Consider the following 274-nt stretch of genomic DNA (forward strand, 5'->3'; position numbering starts at 1 on the left):
GGCCGCCCAGCGTCTGCCCGCGCAACTGGCGAGCTGGGTGCCGACCGCGCCGGCGAACCTGGAGCAGGGCCTGGCGATGGACGCCGAATTCTGGGTCGAGCACGGCGAGGAGCTGGAGGAGCGCTTCAACGCCTGGGCCAGCCAGTGAGACGGGCGCCACGTAACCTGCGATCATCGGGGCTGCCCGCCGGTGGTCGCGGGCGACGAGCAGGAGCCGCGAAAGGATGAACCAGGAAGTGCGCTTTTCCCGTCTGGAGCCAGAGCAGCGCAAGGC

At 70.4% G+C, this 274-nt stretch carries 1 pseudogene; it reads left to right on the top strand.

Going from position 1 to position 274, the window contains the following annotated elements:
- Nucleotides 1-148 (top strand): annotated as a pseudogene (locus tag ACLJNW_RS24990) (ABC transporter substrate-binding protein); the annotation flags it as partial.
- Nucleotides 149-274: the final 126 nt, after the last annotated feature.

The sequence above is a fragment of the Salmonella sp. SAL4457 genome, from assembly GCF_046548235.1.
In the GTDB taxonomy this organism is placed as follows: Bacteria; Pseudomonadota; Gammaproteobacteria; order Enterobacterales; family Enterobacteriaceae; genus Salmonella; species Salmonella enterica.